This is a genomic window from Salinarimonas sp. (genome assembly GCF_046292825.1).
GTDB lineage: Bacteria > Pseudomonadota > Alphaproteobacteria > Rhizobiales > Beijerinckiaceae > Salinarimonas.
This window is the reverse complement of record NZ_JBKBQG010000005.1, coordinates 66,025-79,475: the sequence shown is the minus strand read 5'-3', so window position 1 is coordinate 79,475 and position 13,451 is coordinate 66,025. Positions and strand designations below refer to the sequence as shown.

Below are 13,451 nucleotides of genomic sequence, written 5' to 3'. Positions count from 1 at the left end.
CTCCTCAACCCGCCCTCAACCCGGTCGCATCACGAAGGAGAGCGACCCGTCCGTCTCGAGCACCACGCAGGCGACGCGCGCGATGTCCTCGTGGCCGTGCTGGCGCAGGGACGCGGCGATCTCCTCGCGCGTCACCCGCTGCCGGCGCATCGCCGCGTCGAGATAGCGGCCGTCGTGGACGAGGAGCGTCGGCTCGCTCTTGAGCAGCGCCTGCACGCGCGGGAAGCGCACGGCGGCCCAGGTGATCGCGTATTGCAGGTAGACGAGGAGCGCGAGCGCCGCGACCCCGTCGGCGAGCGGCACGTCGCGATCGACGATCACCGCCGCGAGGGTCGAGCCGAGCGCGACCGTCACGATGAAGTCGAAGGCGTTCATCTTCGACAGGGTGCGCTTGCCGGAGGCGCGCAGCATGACGACGAGCGCCACATAGGCGCAGGTGCCGACGATCGCGATGCGCACGAGGCTCGCGATGCTGTCGAACAGGATGGGCTCCTCGAAGGACACGGGCGGCTCTCCTCGTGGTCTCGCCCGCGATCAACGGAGAGGCTTGGCGGCCGTTCCGAAGCGCGGCGTGCCGCGCCGACGCGCCCCGGGATCAGAGCACGCCCAGGACGGCGAGGAGGACGAGCGTCGCGATCGCCGAGACGACGATCGAGCCGAGGCAGCCGAGGCGGCTGGAGAAGAAGACGAACACGGGATCGGGGCACCTCCTCGGTGAGTCGAACGGGCCCGGCGCTCCCCGGTTCCGCGCTCCGACGCCGCTCGCCCAGGCCGGGCGAGGCTTGAATCGCGCAGCGCGGGCACCCATCGTCCAGAGCCAGAGGCCAGCCGGAGCGCGCGCGTGACCCCCGCCATCCCCTTCGACAATTCCTATGCCCGCCTGCCCGAGCGCTTCTTCGCCCGCGTGCCGCCGACGCCGGTGCGCGCGCCGCGGCTGATCCGCCTCAACCGGCCGCTCGCGGAAGCGCTCGGCCTCGACCCGGACGCGCTCGCGGGGGAGGCGGGCGCGGCGCTCTTTTCCGGCAACGCGCTGCCCGAGGGCGCCGAGCCGATCGCGACCGCCTATGCCGGCCACCAGTTCGGCGGCTTCGTCCCGCAATTGGGCGACGGGCGCGCGATCCTCCTCGGCGAGGTCGTCGGTCGCGACGGCGTGCGCCGCGACATCCAATTGAAGGGCGCCGGCCGCACGCCCTTCTCGCGGCGCGGGGACGGACGCGCGGCGGTGGGACCCGTGATCCGCGAATATCTGGTCAGCGAAGCCATGGCGGCGCTCGGCGTGCCGACGACCCGCGCGCTCGCCGCCGCCTTCACCGGCGAGCCCGTCCATCGCGAGACGGTCCTGCCCGGCGCCGTGCTGGCGCGCGTCGCGCAGAGCCACATCCGCGTCGGCACCTTCCAGTATTTCGCCGCGCGCGAGGACGTGGACGGGGTGCGAACGCTCGCCGACCACGTGATCGCGCGCCATTATCCCGATCTCGCGGGGCCCGAGCGCCCCTACGCCGCGCTCCTCGAAGAGATCGCCCGCCGTCAGGCGCGCCTCGTCGCGCGCTGGCTCGGCATCGGCTTCATCCACGGCGTGATGAACACCGACAACACCTCGATCGTGGGCGAGACCATCGATTACGGCCCCTGCGCCTTCATGGATGCCTACGACCCCGCGACCGTGTTCTCCTCGATCGACGCGCACGGCCGCTACGCCTACGCGAACCAGCCGCGCATCGCCTTGTGGAACCTCACCCGCCTTGCGGAAGCCATGCTGCCGCTCCTCGGCGACGGCGAGGAGGCGCAGGTCGCCGCCGCGGAGGAGGCGCTCGCGGTCTACGGGCCGGCCTTCAACGAGGCGTATTTGCGCGAATTGCGCGGTAAGCTCGGGCTCGCGCGCGCGCAGGAGGACGATCTCGCGCTCGCCCAGGGGCTGCTGACGGCGATGGTGCGGGGAGGGGCGGATTTCACCAACACCTTCCGCGCCTTGTGCGCGCTCGCCGAGGATCCGAGCCGCGAGGAAGCGCTGACGACGCTCTTTTCCGATACGACGGCGCTCTTCGAATGGCTGCCCCTCTGGCGCGCGCGGCTCGAGGCCGAGGGCGGCGATCCGGCGGCGCGGGCGGCGGCGATGCGCGCCGTCAATCCAGCCCTCATCCCGCGCAACCACCGCGTCGAGGCGGCGATCGCGGCGATCGTCGAGCGCGGCGATCTCGGCCCCTTCGAGGAACTCCACGCCGCGCTGGAGAATCCCTACGAGGACGATCCCCGCTTCGCGCACCTGACGGCCCCGCCGCAGCCCGAGGAGCGGGTGCTGCAGACCTTCTGCGGGACGTGAGGCGGCACGCCACCAGGCTTGGCAAGCCCCCGTCTCCCGGCCTATATCCGAGCCCGACATCACGCGACCCATTCGCGCGCGGAGCGCCGCCCTCGCTTTCCCTCGCGCGCGCCGCAGGACGGAGCCCTCGATGGCCGGACACAGTCAGTTCAAGAACATCATGCACCGCAAGGGGCGGCAGGACGCGCAGCGCTCGAAGCTGTTCTCCAAGCTCGCCCGCGAGATCACCGTCTCGGCCAAGATGGGCGTGCCCGACCCGGCGATGAACCCGCGCCTGCGCGCCGCGATCCTCGCCGCCCGCGCCGAGAACATGCCGAAAGACAACATCGAGCGGGCGATCAAGAAGTCGCAGGGCGGCGACGCGGAGAACTACGAGGAGATCCGCTACGAGGGCTACGGCCCCGGCGGCGCCGCGATCATCATCGAGGCGATGACCGACAACCGCAACCGCACGGCCTCCGACATCCGCTCCTTCTTCACCAAGGCCGGCGGCAACCTCGCCGAGACGGGGGCGGTCGCCTTCATGTTCGATCGGCTCGGCCTCGTCGAGTACGACGCGTCCGCGGCCGATGCCGACGCGATGCTCGAGGGCGCGATCGAGGCGGGCGCCGACGACGTGGTCTCCTCGGAGAGCGGCCACGAGGTCTATTGCGCCGACACCGCGCTCGCGGAAGTGACGAAGGCGCTCGAGGAGCGCTTCGGCGAGGCGCGCAAGTCCGCCCTCGTCTGGAAGGCGCAGACGCCGGTCGCCGTCGACGACGAGACCGGCGAGAAGCTGATGAAGCTGATGGAGACGCTCGAGGACCACGACGACGTGCAGAACGTCTACGCCAATTTCGAATTGTCCGACGAGCTGATGCAGCGCCTCGCTTCGTGAGGCGCCGGCGGCGATCGCGTCAGAGAGGCGGGTAGACCTGAGGCATCGAGAGCGGCGGGACCGCGATCGGCGCGACGGTCACGCTCGGCAGCGCGAGGCAGGCGGAGGCGTCCATCTGCAGCACGATCGCGGGCGCGCAGCGGAACGAGGCGCTCGCCGCGATGGCGTCGACCGTCACCACGATCCCCGCCGACAGAGCGAGGACCGCGAGCACGATCGCGTGGAGGCAGAAGCGGGAAGCGTCCGGTTGCATGGCCGTGCTGCGAATCACCCGAGTGGACCTAGTACCACTCAGCGCAAGCGCCGCGGCCCTGCGAGGGCGGAAAAGCGGCGGAATTGGGGCCCGGGTCACGAAAATGCGAGAGCGGGCGGGCGGCACGCGCCCGACCACGCGCCGGCCGATGCGCTAGGGCGCGAGGGCGAGCTGCTCGGACGTCTCCTCCGGCAGGGAGGCGTCGACGCGCGCCTGCGGTCGCTCGCGCATCCAGCGTTCGAGCTTCGTCGCGCGCAGGGACAGCCCGAGCTTGCGATCGGCGAGGCGGCGCAGGGGTTGGCTCGCGGCGCCGGAGGCGTCGAGCTCCTCGAGCCGGCCGCGGCCGTCGAAGACGAGCACGCCGTCCGTCGTCGCGACGAGGTCGCCGCGCCGCAGCGTCACGTCGGCGGCGAGCGCCGCGAGGCGGGCCGCTCTCGGATCGGGCGCCTGGCAGGTGCAGTCGGGCACCCGCTCCCGGCGATTGCGGAACGCGTTTTCGAGCGCCGCGTAGGGCGTGCCGTCGTCGAAGGCGCGCGCCTGGGTGAAGCCGCCGGCCTGGTTCCCGACGAAGAGCCGCGTCGCCGCGCCCGGACAGGCCGCGACGCAGGCGGCGCGATGGGCGCTCGCGTCCGCGCGGCTGCGCAGGGCGCCGACGGGAAAGCCGAAGCCGTCGCAGGTGCGCACGCAGAAGGCGAGCCCGATTGCGCCGCCGCCGCCGCCGGCACTCTGCGCCGGGGCCGCGGGCTGGCGCGCCGCGGGTGCGGCGGGCGCGGCCGGTCGCGGATCGGAGCGGGTGGCGGGGCGGGCCGGACGGGGCGCTTCGACGACGGGCGCCTCGGTGGCTCGGCCGCGCGCGCCGCCGAACAGGAATTCGATGAAGCCGCCGCCGAGATCCGCGACCCGCACCGGCTCGTCCGCCGCGGTCGCGGCGCCGCTCGCGGAGACGCCCGCCGACAGCCCTATGGCGAGCGCGAGCCCGAGCACGCGCCCGCGATGCGACCTGCGGCCGACGCGCGCGTCCGCGCCCGTGGCCTGCGTCACGATCCGTCCCGTCATGTCCCCGTCACCCGTGATCGGTCGCGTCGTCCGCGACGGGCGATCGATTCCATGCCGACGGTTGCGCGGCTGTTTCCGAGAGGGGGGGCAGGCGCTCGATTCGCGCGGTAACCTCAACGGATCATTGCGCTTTTCGGTTAACGGGGCCGGGCTTGATCTCCCTCAAGGACAGAAGAGCCGGTCCCCCGCCATTGAGGAGCTCGACGCAATGCTCCCGTGCCAGGAGGCCGACGTGCTCAAATATGCCGCCATCGTCTTCGTCTTCGTCGCGCCGGTGATCGCCGGGACGCTCGTCCTCGCGATCCTCGTGGCCGACATGGCGATCTACACGGCGACGCCGCTCGTCGCCGCGTTCTTCGTCGGGCTGGTTCTCGCGATCCCCGCGAGCTGGCTGATCGCGCGCGCGATGATCGCCAACGGCCGCCGCAAGCGCGCGGCCTGAGGGCGCGGCCCCGCGTTGTCCCGTCGTGCGCGGCGCAGCCTCACGGCACGCCGGAGAGATCGGGAATCGTCGCGCGCGGGGGGAGATCGGGATATTCGTCGGGGAGCCCCGCGCGGTTCACCCAGGCGCAGGCGAGGCCGAAGGCGGTCGCCCCCGCGACGTCCCACCGGTTCGAGGACACGAACAGGACGTCGCCGGGCGCGCAGGCGAAGCGACGCAGGATCGGCGCATAGGCGTCCGGATGCGTCTTGAAGGTCCCCGCCTCCTCCACCGAGATCACGGCGTCGAGCGAAGCGGCGAGGCCGGCCGCCTCGACGGCGTCGGCGAGCATGGCCGGATCGCCGTTCGAGAGGATCGCGGTGCGTGCCCCGCGCGCGGAGAGGCGCGCGAGCGTCGCCGGCACGTCCGGATAGGCTTCGAGGCGGCGATAGGCGGCGAGCAGGTCCGGCCGAAGCGCCGCGTCGACCTGCGGACAGCGCGCGAGCGCATGATCGAGCGCCGCCTCGGTGAGGTGCCAGAACGGCGCGGTGCGGCCCATCAGCGCGCGCGTCCACGAATATTCGAGCTGCTTCGCGCGCCAGATCTCCGACAGCCGTGCCGCTTCGGGGCCAACGCGGTCGGCGAGGCGGGCCACGGCGGAATGGACGTCGAGCAGCGTGCCGAACGCGTCGAACACGACGATCGGCGCGCGCGGCAGCGACATGGCGGCTTCCTCCCCTCCGCTCGCCTCGCGAGGCGTCGCGATCAGGCTGCACCGGGATGCATCGGGTCGTCCAGCGGGAAGTCCATCTCGAAGGCGACGCCCTCGCGCGGGGCGAAGGCGATGCGGGCGCCGAGCTGGACCGCGAGGCTGTCGACGAGCTTCATGCCGAACCCGTCCGGGCGCGGGCGATCCCGCCCGGAGCCGCATGCGAGCGTGAGCACCGCGCGCCCCTCGACGCGCCGCAGGCCGATCGCGAGCCGCCCCTCCTGCCCCGCCTGCGGGAGCGCCGCGGTGACGACCTCGGTGAGGATCAGGGCGAAGGGCATCGCGCGGTCGAGCGTCACGGCCACGTGGTCGAGATCGAGGTCGAACCCGTTGCGCTGGTCGCTCGCGAGCGCGAGCGTCTCGCACAGGCGCCGCGCATAGGCGCCGAGATTGACGCTCGCGAACTCGCCGTGGCTGTAGACGAGGTCGTGGACGAGCGCCATCGCCTGGACCCGGCGCACCGTGTCCTCGGTCGAGCCGCCGAGCCGCTCCTGCATGCGGATCAGGCTCGAGACGATCTGCATGTTGTTCTTGACGCGGTGGTGGACCTCCTTGAGGAGCTGGTCCTTCTCCGCGACGGCCTGGGAGAGCGCGTTCGTGCGCAGCGCCACCGTCTCCTCGAGCTCGCGATGGCTGCGCCAGGCGAGCGAGCCGAGCAGGAGCAGCGCCACGAAGGCGGGCACGAAATAGGCCGCGAAGCCGAGCGCGCGCCGCTGCCAGACGGTGTCGATCTCCGTCCGGCTCGCCGCCACGGCCGCGATCAGGGGCAGGTCCGCGAGCCGGGTGAAGGCGTGGATGCGCGAGACGCCGTCGAAGCCGCTCTTGCCTTCGAAGACGAGGCTGTCGTGCATGCGCGCGAGCGCGAGCCCCGGCGAGGTCGCCTCGATCCGCTCCGGCAGGCCCGCCTCCGGCGGATAGGCGACGAGCACCGCGCCGTCCTCGTGGACGATCGCGATGAGGTCGTCGTCGGGATACGCGCTGGCGTAGAAATCGGTGAAATAGGCCGGCGAGATGGAGATGCGCACGACGCCGTCGAACGGCGCGTCGGCGGGCGCCCGCGGCAGCGTCACGCTGAAGAAGACGTCGTCGTGGATGACCCCGCGCTGCACCGCGCCGATCACGACGGGCGGCCCCGCCTCGCGGGCGCGGACGAACCAGGGCCTCTCGGAGAGATCCATGCCGATTCCGCTGCCGCGGCTCGAGGCGCGCAGGGTGCCCTGCCCGTCAACGAGCCAGATCGCGTGGACCTCGGGGAAACCCTGCTCGATGCGGCCGAGGAATGCCTGGAGGTCGGACGAGGCGGCGATCTCGTCCCAATCCATCGCGGCGATGCGGTCCTGGATCGCGAAGGCGACGAAGCGATGAGCCTGGAAGACGCGCTCGGCGTGCTCGGCGACGGCGTCGCGCATCAGGACGAGGCGATCGCGCGCCTCAGCCTCGACGGCGCTGCGATCCCCCGCGACGGCGAGCGCGAAGACGGCGATCGGAACGAGGATCGCGGCGAGGATGAAGTAAGGCAGCGCGACGCGCTCGCCGGCGCGCCCGATGAACGGCCCGAGCACGCGCGAGAAGATCGACCGCCGGTTGCCGGTCGCCAGGGCACTCTCGTCGAGACGTCTCAGCATACTCCGTGTCGCCACCGCGCGGTTGCTTCGACCGAGCGGGGCCTCGAAAGCCGCAAGCCGGCCGCGGCCGCCGCGCACAGGCGCACGGAGCCGCTCGGATAAACGCGCGTCATCCGCTCCGGTTCCGGAAGAGCGTTGTGCGTCAGTGATTTGCGCCGGTCGGCGGCACCTGTCGTCGCGGATTTCGCGATCGGCGATCGTATCCGAGTGAAAAGCGTGACCATAGCACGTGGTCGCCAGCGCGATGACGCCTGGACAGCCGCGCGCGAGGCTGGTTATGTCTAGATATATCGAGACGGGAGGGCACGCCATGGCGCCGGATGCGACACGCGAGGAGGACCCCTCCGAGGTCCGCCTCTTCGTCGAGGCGAGGCTCGCGACGCTCGCAGGCGAGGGCGGTCTCGTGGAGGACGGCGTCGTCGCGGCACGCGCCGGGCGCATCCTCTTCGCCGGTCCGCGCGCGGCGCTTCCCGCGGCGCTGCGCGGGGGGCGCACGATCCCCCTCGGCGGGCGGCTGGTGACGCCCGGCCTCGTCGATTGCCACACCCATATCGTCCATGGCGGCAACCGCGCGCGGGAGTTCGAGCTGCGGCTCGAGGGCGCGAGCTACGAGGAGATCGCCCGCGCCGGCGGCGGCATCGTCTCGACGGTCGCCGCCACGCGGGCGGCGAGCGAGGACGACCTCGTCGCCTCCGCCCTGAAGCGGCTCGACGCGCTCCTCGCCGAAGGCGTCACCACGATCGAGGTGAAATCCGGCTACGGGCTCGACCACGATACGGAGCGCACGATGCTGCGCGCCGCGCGTCGGCTCGGGGCGATGCGCGACGTGCGGGTCGTCACCTCCTTCCTCGGGGCGCACGCGCTGCCGCCGGAGGCGCGGGACGACCGCGAGGGCTATCTGCGGCGCCTGTGCGAGGAGACCATTCCCGCCGTCGCGGCCGAGGGGCTCGCCGATGCCGTCGACGGCTTCTGCGAGGGCATCGCCTTCTCGCCCGAGGAGATCGCCCGCGTCTTCCAGGCAGCGACCGCGCACGGGCTGCCGGTGAAGCTGCACGCCGACCAGCTCTCCGACCTCGGCGGCGCCGCGCTCGCCGCCCGTTACGGCGCGCTGTCGGCCGATCATCTCGAATATGCGAGCGAGGCGGGAATTGCGGCGATGGCGCGCGCCGGCACCGTCGCGGTGCTCCTGCCGGGCGCTTTCTACACCCTGCGCGAGCGCCAGGCGCCTCCCGTCGCGGCTCTGCGCGCGCACGGCGTCCCCATCGCGCTCGCGACCGATTGCAATCCCGGCTCCTCGCCGATGACCTCGCTGCTGCTCGCCATGAACATGGGCGCGACCCTCTTCCGCCTCACGGTGGCCGAATGCCTCGCGGGCGTGACGCGGGAGGCGGCCCGCGCGCTCGGGCGTCTCGACGAGATCGGCACGTTGGAAGCGGGCAAGGCCTGCGACCTCGCGATCTGGGACGTCGGGAGCCCGGCCGAGCTCGTCTACCGCATCGGCTTCAATCCGCTTCACGCCCGCGTCCGCGCAGGGAAGATCGTACCCCCGAACGAGAAGAAGGCCTGACCCATGGCGCAGACCGACACGATCGCGATCGCGCCCGGCCGCACGTCCCTCTCCGAATGGCGCGCGGTGTATCGCGGCGCCGCCGCTCGGCTCGCGCCCGGATACGAGGCCGACGTCGAGGCGAGCGCGGCGACGGTTGCCGCGATCCTCGCGAAAGGCGAGCCCGTCTACGGGATCAATACCGGCTTCGGCAAGCTCGCGAGCGTGCGCATCGAGCCCGACAATCTGGAGCGCCTGCAGCGCAACCTCGTCCTCTCCCATTGCGCGGGCGTGGGCGATCCGCTGCCGGACGCCGTCGTGCGGCTCGCGCTGGCGCTCAAGCTCGCGAGCCTCGCGCAGGGGCGCTCGGGCGTGCGCGCCACGATCCTTGCGGCGCTCGAGGCGTGTCTCGCCCACGACGCGCTCCCCGTGATCCCGGGCCAGGGCTCCGTCGGCGCCTCGGGCGATCTCGCGCCGCTCGCGCATCTCACCGCCGCGCTGATGGGCGAGGGCGCGATGCGTCTTTCCGGGGAGACGCTTCCCGCCCGCGAGGCGCTCGCGCGGATCGGGCTCGAGCCGCTGGTGCTCGCGGCGAAGGAGGGGCTCGCGCTCCTCAACGGCACGCAGATCTCGACCGCGCTCGCGCTCGCCGGCCTCTTCGAGGCCGAGCGCGTGTTCCAGTCGGCGCTCGTGACGGGCGCGCTCGCGACCGATGCGGCCAAGGGCTCGGACGGGCCGTTCGATCCGCGCATCCACGCGGTGCGCCGCCATCGCGGGCAGATCGAGAGCGCCCGCGCGCTCGCCGCCCTGATGGAGGGCTCCGCGATCCGCGCCTCGCATCGCGTCGCCGACGATCGCGTGCAGGACCCCTATTGCCTGCGCTGCCAGCCGCAGGTGATGGGCGCCTGTCTCGATCTCCTGCGCCAGGCGGGCGCGACGCTGGAGACCGAGGCGAACGGCGTCTCCGACAACCCGCTCGTCTTCGCGGAGACGAGCGAGGTGATCTCCGGCGGCAATTTCCACGCCGAGCCCGTCGCCTTCGCCGCCGACATGATCGCGATGGCTCTGTGCGAGATCGGCTCCCTCTGCGAGCGCCGCATCGCCATGCTGATCGACCCTGCGCTCTCGGGGCTGCCGGCCTTCCTCACCGACGATCCGGGGCTCAATTCCGGCTTCATGATCCCGCAGGTCACCGCCGCCGCCCTCGTCTCCGAGAACAAGCAGCGCGCGATGCCCGCGAGCGTCGATTCGATCCCGACCTCCGCCAATCAGGAGGATCACGTCTCGATGGCGACCCACGGGGCGCGCCGCCTTCTCGCGATGGCGCAGAACACGGCCGGCGTCGTCGCGATCGAGTGGCTCGTCGCCGCGCAGGGCTGCGACTACCACGCGCCGCTCGCCTCGAGCCCGCCGCTGGAGGCCGCCCGCGCCGCTCTGCGCGCCCGCGTGCCGCGCCTCGCCGAAGACCGCCTGATGGCGCCCGACATCGCCAGCGCGCGCGACCTCCTCGACGCCGGCGCGCTCGTCGACGCGAGCGCGCCCATCCGCCTCCCCGCCATCGCCGACGATCGAGACCCCGAGGAAGAGACCCGATGAACCGCCTCGACAATTCCCGCATCATCCGCGCCGCGCACGGCACCGAGCTCTCCGCCCGCTCCTGGGCGACGGAGGCCCCCTTGCGCATGCTCATGAACAATCTCGATCCGGACGTCGCCGAGCGGCCCGAGGAGCTCGTCGTCTATGGCGGCATCGGGCGCGCGGCCCGCGATTGGGAGAGCTTCGACCGCATCGTCGCCGTGCTCAAGCGGCTTTCCGAGGACGAGACGCTCCTCGTCCAGTCGGGCAAGCCCGTCGGCGTCTTCAAGACGCATGCGGACGCCCCGCGCGTGCTGATCGCCAATTCGAACCTCGTGCCCGCCTATGCGACCTGGGAGCATTTCAACGCGCTCGATCGCGTCGGGCTGATGATGTACGGCCAGATGACCGCGGGCTCGTGGATCTATATCGGCACGCAGGGCATCGTACAGGGCACCTACGAGACCTTCGCGGAAGTCGGCCGCCAGCATTACGGGGGCGATCTCTCCGGGCGCTGGATCCTCACCGCGGGCCTGGGCGGCATGGGCGGCGCGCAGCCCCTCGCGGCGACCATGGCGGGTGCCTCCTGCCTCGCGATCGAGTGCTAGCCGAGCCGCATCGCCTTCCGCCTGCGCACCGGCTATCTCGACGAGGAGGCGCGCGATCTCGACGACGCGCTCGCCCGCATCGAGAAGGCCTGCGCCGAGAAGCGGGCGGTCTCGATCGGGCTCCTCGGCAACGCGGCCGAGATCTTCCCCGAGCTCGTGCGCCGCGGCGTGCGCCCGGACGCCGTCACCGACCAGACCTCCGCCCACGATCCGCTCAACGGCTATCTGCCCAAGGGTTGGAGCCTCGACGAGTGGGCGCGCCGCAAGGAGACGGACCCCGTCGGCACCGCCAAGGCGGCGCGGCGCTCGATGGTCGATCACGTCGAGGCGATGCTCGCCTTCCACCGCATGGGCGTGCCGACCCTCGATTACGGCAACAACATCCGCCAGATGGCGAAGGAGGAGGGCCTCGCCGACGCCTTCGCCTTCCCCGGCTTCGTGCCGGCCTATATCCGCCCGCTCTTCTGCCGCGGAATCGGGCCCTTCCGCTGGTGCGCGCTCTCGGGCGACCCCGAAGACATCTACCGCACCGACGCCAAGGTGAAGGAGCTGATCCCGGACGATCCGCACCTGCACAATTGGCTCGACATGGCCCGCGCGCGGATCAAGTTCCAAGGCCTCCCGGCGCGCATCTGCTGGGTCGGCCTCGGCGATCGCCATCGGCTCGGCCTCGCCTTCAACGAGATGGTGGCGCGCGGCGAATTGAAGGCCCCCGTCGTGATCGGGCGCGACCATCTCGATTCGGGCTCCGTCGCCTCGCCCAATCGCGAGACGGAGGCGATGCTCGACGGGTCGGACGCGGTGTCGGACTGGCCGCTCCTGAACGCGCTCCTCAATTGCGCGTCCGGCGCGACCTGGGTGTCGCTGCATCACGGCGGCGGCGTTGGCATGGGCTGGTCGCAGCATTCGGGCATGGTGATCGTCTGCGACGGCACGGAAGCTGCTTCGCGCCGCATCGAGCGGGTGCTCTGGAACGACCCGGCGACCGGCGTGATGCGCCACGCCGATGCCGGCTACGAGATCGCCAAGACCTGTGCGCGCGAAATGGGCCTCGATCTGCCCTCGCTCGCCGAATAAGCACGAGACTGCCGTAAAGGCAGCGGGAAGAGACTCGACCGAACCAACGAAGACCGGAGACGGGAACATGAAGAGACGCGATTTCCTCAAGAGCGCCGGCCTCGCCGCAGCCGCGGGCGCCGCCACCACCGGGCTCGCCGCCCCCGCCATCGCGCAGGGCGTGCGCCAGTGGAACATGGTCACGGCCTGGCCGCGCAACCTGCCGGGCCCCGGCGTCGCCGCGCAGATGCTCGCGGACCGCATCGAGGCGCTCTCGGGCGGGCGCATCACCGTGCGGCTGCACGCGGCGGGCGAGCTCGTCCCCGGTCGCGGCGTGTTCGACGCGGTCTCCGAGGGCACGGCCGAGCTCTACCACGCGGTGCCGGCCTATTGGGGCTCGAAGTCGCGCGGCATCGAATTGTTCGGCTCGCAGCCCTTCGGCCTCCTCGCCGACGAGCAGGTCGGCTGGCTCGCGCATGGCGGCGGGCAGGAGCTCTACGACGAGATCTACGCCCGGTTCGGCCTGAAACCCTTCCTGTGCGGCAATTCCGGTCCGCAATTCGCCGGCTGGTTCCGCAACGAGATCAACTCGGTCGACGACCTGCGGGGGCTGCGCTACCGCACCACGGGCATCGCCTCGGCGATGGCCTCGCGGATCGGCATGGCGGTGCAGGCGATGAGCGGGCCGGAAATGTTCCAGGCGCTGCAGGCGGGCACGCTCGATGCGGGCGAGTTCATCGGACCGTGGTCGGATTCGGCGCTCGGCGTGCAGCAGGTCGCCAAGAACTATTACTGGCCCGGCGTCGGCGAGCCCTCCTCGGCGGAGGAATGCGCCATCAACATGGCCGTCTACGAGGATCTGCCCGACGACCTCAAGCAGGCCGTCGCCTATGCCTGCGAGTCGCTCTACAATCCGGTCTGGACCGAATACACGACGAAGCACGCGATGGCTTTGCGCGAGCTCGTCTCCCAGCACGGCGTCGTCGTCCGCCAGCTGCCGGAGGACGTCATCGTCGCGATGGGCAACGCGGCGGGCGAGGTGATTGCCGAGCTGCGCGAGGATTCGGACGAGCTCGTGCGCCGCATCGTCGAGAGCTATCTCGCCTATCGCAACCTGATGGTCGAGTACAAGACCTATGCCGACAACGGCATGATGAACGCCCGCGCGCTCGATTACTCGTACCCGAGCTGATTTCGGGGGTTATTCCCCTCCCCCCGCGTAGCGGCGGGGAGGGGTTAGGGGTGGGGCGCGGTGGGGCTTGTGGATCGGGTGGGTGGAGAACTCCGGCGGATGTGCCGAGCACGCCTCTCCACCCGCTCCACACGCCCGACCACCCCCCACCCA

Annotated in this window: 11 protein-coding genes and 1 pseudogene; 7 read left to right on the top strand and 5 right to left on the bottom strand. The window is 71.7% G+C overall.

Annotated elements, in window-relative coordinates:
* Positions 1-15 precede the first annotated feature (15 nt).
* The gene (locus tag ACK4UM_RS04425) at positions 16-486 is read right to left on the bottom strand and encodes a DUF421 domain-containing protein (RefSeq protein WP_409796430.1); all 471 of its coding nucleotides are present in this window, start codon (positions 484-486) and stop codon (positions 16-18) included.
* 355 nt (positions 487-841) lie between these two features.
* Between ACK4UM_RS04425 and ACK4UM_RS04420 the strand changes: the two genes are divergently transcribed.
* Complete coding sequence (locus tag ACK4UM_RS04420) at positions 842-2,320, top strand: protein adenylyltransferase SelO (RefSeq protein WP_409796189.1); 1,479 nt, start codon at positions 842-844, stop codon at positions 2,318-2,320.
* 130 nt (positions 2,321-2,450) lie between these two features.
* On the top strand, positions 2,451-3,197 hold the full coding sequence (locus ACK4UM_RS04415; RefSeq protein WP_409796187.1) for a YebC/PmpR family DNA-binding transcriptional regulator: 747 nt from the start codon (positions 2,451-2,453) through the stop codon (positions 3,195-3,197).
* 19 nt (positions 3,198-3,216) lie between these two features.
* Here the strand turns inward: ACK4UM_RS04415 and ACK4UM_RS04410 are convergent, their stop codons facing one another.
* Positions 3,217-3,450, bottom strand: coding sequence for a hypothetical protein (locus ACK4UM_RS04410; RefSeq protein WP_409796184.1), 234 nt, complete (start codon positions 3,448-3,450; stop codon positions 3,217-3,219).
* A gap of 153 nt (positions 3,451-3,603) precedes the next feature.
* Positions 3,604-4,506, bottom strand: coding sequence for a DUF2865 domain-containing protein (locus ACK4UM_RS04405; protein ID WP_409796182.1), 903 nt, complete (start codon positions 4,504-4,506; stop codon positions 3,604-3,606).
* A 208-nt stretch (positions 4,507-4,714) separates the two neighbouring features.
* On the opposite strand from ACK4UM_RS04405, the gene ACK4UM_RS04400 reads away from it, so the two are divergent.
* The gene (locus ACK4UM_RS04400; protein WP_409796179.1) at positions 4,715-4,948 is read left to right on the top strand and encodes a hypothetical protein; all 234 of its coding nucleotides are present in this window, start codon (positions 4,715-4,717) and stop codon (positions 4,946-4,948) included.
* Between the two features lie 40 nt (positions 4,949-4,988).
* On the opposite strand, the gene ACK4UM_RS04395 is transcribed toward ACK4UM_RS04400, so the two are convergent.
* Positions 4,989-5,651, bottom strand: a complete 663-nt coding sequence (locus tag ACK4UM_RS04395) for a haloacid dehalogenase type II (RefSeq protein ID WP_409796176.1) — start codon at positions 5,649-5,651, stop codon at positions 4,989-4,991.
* A 41-nt stretch (positions 5,652-5,692) separates the two neighbouring features.
* Positions 5,693-7,321, bottom strand: coding sequence for a sensor histidine kinase (locus ACK4UM_RS04390; RefSeq protein WP_409796173.1), 1,629 nt, complete (start codon positions 7,319-7,321; stop codon positions 5,693-5,695).
* Positions 7,322-7,631: 310 nt separating this feature from the next.
* Between ACK4UM_RS04390 and hutI the strand changes: the two genes are divergently transcribed.
* From hutI to ACK4UM_RS04370, 4 genes and pseudogenes are all read left to right on the top strand, one after another.
* Entirely contained in the window at positions 7,632-8,888 is a 1,257-nt protein-coding gene (gene hutI / locus ACK4UM_RS04385) for an imidazolonepropionase (RefSeq protein WP_409796171.1), read from the top strand.
* A 3-nt stretch (positions 8,889-8,891) separates the two neighbouring features.
* Positions 8,892-10,463: a histidine ammonia-lyase gene (gene hutH, locus ACK4UM_RS04380; protein ID WP_409796168.1), complete on the top strand. Its 1,572-nt coding sequence runs from the start codon at positions 8,892-8,894 to the stop codon at positions 10,461-10,463.
* Positions 10,460-12,127, top strand: a pseudogene (hutU, locus tag ACK4UM_RS04375) (urocanate hydratase). The gene hutH and the pseudogene hutU overlap by 4 nt, the downstream one beginning before the upstream one ends.
* 67 nt (positions 12,128-12,194) lie before the next feature.
* The gene (locus tag ACK4UM_RS04370) at positions 12,195-13,298 is read left to right on the top strand and encodes a TRAP transporter substrate-binding protein (RefSeq protein WP_409796165.1); all 1,104 of its coding nucleotides are present in this window, start codon (positions 12,195-12,197) and stop codon (positions 13,296-13,298) included.
* Positions 13,299-13,451 lie beyond the last annotated feature (153 nt).

Bases quoted from the DNA above. Each gene is read 5' to 3' on its own strand.
- ACK4UM_RS04410 (WP_409796184.1), bottom strand. From the start codon at position 3,450: ATGCAACCGGACGCTTCCCGCTTCTGCCTCCACGCGATCGTGCTCGCG.
- ACK4UM_RS04395 (WP_409796176.1), bottom strand. From the start codon at position 5,651: ATGTCGCTGCCGCGCGCGCCGATCGTCGTGTTCGACGCGTTCGGCACG.
- ACK4UM_RS04390 (WP_409796173.1), bottom strand. From the start codon at position 7,321: ATGCTGAGACGTCTCGACGAGAGTGCCCTGGCGACCGGCAACCGGCGG.
- hutI (WP_409796171.1), top strand. From the start codon at position 7,632: ATGGCGCCGGATGCGACACGCGAGGAGGACCCCTCCGAGGTCCGCCTC.
- hutH (WP_409796168.1), top strand. From the start codon at position 8,892: ATGGCGCAGACCGACACGATCGCGATCGCGCCCGGCCGCACGTCCCTC.
- ACK4UM_RS04400 (WP_409796179.1), top strand. From the start codon at position 4,715: ATGCTCCCGTGCCAGGAGGCCGACGTGCTCAAATATGCCGCCATCGTC.
- ACK4UM_RS04405 (WP_409796182.1), bottom strand. From the start codon at position 4,506: ATGACGGGACGGATCGTGACGCAGGCCACGGGCGCGGACGCGCGCGTC.
- ACK4UM_RS04370 (WP_409796165.1), top strand. From the start codon at position 12,195: ATGAAGAGACGCGATTTCCTCAAGAGCGCCGGCCTCGCCGCAGCCGCG.
- ACK4UM_RS04415 (WP_409796187.1), top strand. From the start codon at position 2,451: ATGGCCGGACACAGTCAGTTCAAGAACATCATGCACCGCAAGGGGCGG.